At 45.7% G+C, this 1,880-nt stretch carries 3 protein-coding genes; all 3 read left to right on the forward strand.

What is annotated here, in order from left to right:
- Nucleotides 1-243: 243 nt before the first annotated feature.
- Nucleotides 244-720: a DM13 domain-containing protein gene (locus tag QMX98_RS34370; RefSeq protein WP_011711661.1), complete on the forward strand. Its 477-nt coding sequence runs from the start codon at nt 244-246 to the stop codon at nt 718-720.
- 400 nt (nt 721-1,120) lie between these two features.
- Nucleotides 1,121-1,492: a hypothetical protein gene (locus QMX98_RS34375; RefSeq protein WP_052959448.1), complete on the forward strand. Its 372-nt coding sequence runs from the start codon at nt 1,121-1,123 to the stop codon at nt 1,490-1,492.
- Between the two features lie 41 nt (nt 1,493-1,533).
- A complete protein-coding gene (locus tag QMX98_RS34380; RefSeq protein ID WP_047296649.1) occupies nt 1,534-1,794 on the forward strand; it encodes a hypothetical protein in 261 nt (86 codons plus the stop codon).
- The last annotated feature ends 86 nt before the right edge of the window (nt 1,795-1,880 follow it).

Raw genomic sequence — 1,880 nt, forward strand, 5'->3', positions numbered from 1 at the left:
GGTCAGGCCGGACGCGTAACTGGGAACCGATCGGCACCGTGTTGTTGAACCCGGATCGAGAGCAACAGAACGAGAAAATGGCGGCATAGTTAGACGGTTGACGCGACAACTACCTTGAAAAATGCCGTCATGGTAGCTAAGCTAGCACCCCACTAACAATATCGCTATCAGCACATACCGCACCCTGTTCGAACTAATGGATTGTGATGGACACACCAAATAACTCACTGTATGAGGCAACCCATGAAAAAGCAATTAAAAATAATTCTGCTCGCGTCCCACCTGGCTCTGTTTGGCGCGGGAGTTGGGCTAGGGATCTATATACTTCCGATTTTGACAGCACAAGAAAACGCCACCATCGCCGAAATTGAAGAAGTGCAAAAGGTGGCAAAGTATAGCGGAGAGTTCAAGAAAGATCAGAAAGGCAGCGACGCCCTTCACTGGGCGAATGGACAACTTTTTGTTACGGATAACGAAATTGTATTTAAAGGTGATGTAGCACCTGGTCCAGACTACAAAATTTACCTGACAAAGAAACAAGCCACCGACAAAGAATCGTTTTTGGACATAAAGAAAGAAGCAATTCTGATTGGCGAATTGAAAAACTTCGGGAATTTCAAGAAAACCATTCCTGCAAGCGTCAACGTCAACGAGTTTACAACGGTCCAAATATGGTGCGAGCATTTCTCTAAGTTCATCGGCTCCGCAAAATATCAGTAAACAAGCTTAAACTTGGATCTTGCCTGTTCACGAATAACATGCGCCTCATGCCAATGGAAATTAAAGTCTTGCCGGGCATGAGGCCTCCCCTCCACGTCTAGATTCTTGAAGTCAAAATTGACCTCAACCGACCCTCAGACACTGACTACGATGCCTGCATACCCTGAAGCGGTTCACCAGATGGGCTTGCGACAGAGATAAGTACGCGCCAACCTCAGATGCCGCTAAGGCTCTATACGCCGCCTTATCGGAATGGGTGGAATTTTGCGCGCGAGCGTCTAATGTTATCCAAGAGCGAGGGCTCTGATTAGTCCCGTCTCCCATGAAGATTCGCAGACTAAGACCCCTATTAAATCTGTAACATTTCGCTAGTTAAACGTTCATAGTGGAGATAAATAAAATGATTTCTTTACTGTGGGGTGAAATTAACCATATCGACAATGTTAGACCCATAGACGATGAGGACCTGCCATGTCTAAATGAAATATTTGAAATATTGAAAAAGCACAACTGCATAGACAGATTTGGCGTGGCACTACTGCACAAACACTTTGATCTACAAGAAGATGAGGTGCTTCTGGAAACAACCGATGTGGATGGGCGCGAACAGTGGATCAGGCCGATTAAAGAAAGTTACTTAAAAGAAAACCGCATTGAAGCGCAAACAACCCTCGTATGTTACTCCGATGCAGGCCTGTCTCGGATGTGTGTTTGCGCGCGAGGGCCTGATGGTCATATAGGAAGACATGCCAGTACTCCAAGCATGGACTAAGTGTCAAAAATAGCTGGCGTGATAAGCGCAATGGAGGGAGTGTGGAGTGGATAAATATTGCCTCGGATGCCGTGAAAATTGGTATGGGAGCGTTGATCGCTGGAATGTTTGGCTATCTCGTCGCGCTGACCAATACTTCGGCAGAGACCAAAAAACTTCATATCACTAAAAAACAACTGCAGCTGGATAAGGTTATAGAAATACTCAATTCATTCCATAAAAATTATGCACACTATAGAGCCAATGTAAGAAATTACACAGGGCGGTTACAGGAGCTGAGTGCAACACGGTTATTGAATTGAAGCTGGAGCATCATGCCGCATAGCCATAGCTTCCTGCATCACCTCGTCCATAACCTCGATCGGACACTTGAAGTCGAAGCGCTTAC

This window comes from Pseudomonas sp. PS02303 (genome assembly GCF_029959925.1).
Classification (GTDB): domain Bacteria; phylum Pseudomonadota; class Gammaproteobacteria; order Pseudomonadales; family Pseudomonadaceae; genus Aquipseudomonas; species Aquipseudomonas mandelii.

What these genes read in the sequence shown, in the direction of transcription:
- QMX98_RS34375 (WP_052959448.1), top strand. Translation starts at nt 1,121, where the DNA reads ATGATTTCTTTACTGTGGGGTGAAATTAACCATATCGACAATGTTAGA.
- QMX98_RS34370 (WP_011711661.1), top strand. Translation starts at nt 244, where the DNA reads ATGAAAAAGCAATTAAAAATAATTCTGCTCGCGTCCCACCTGGCTCTG.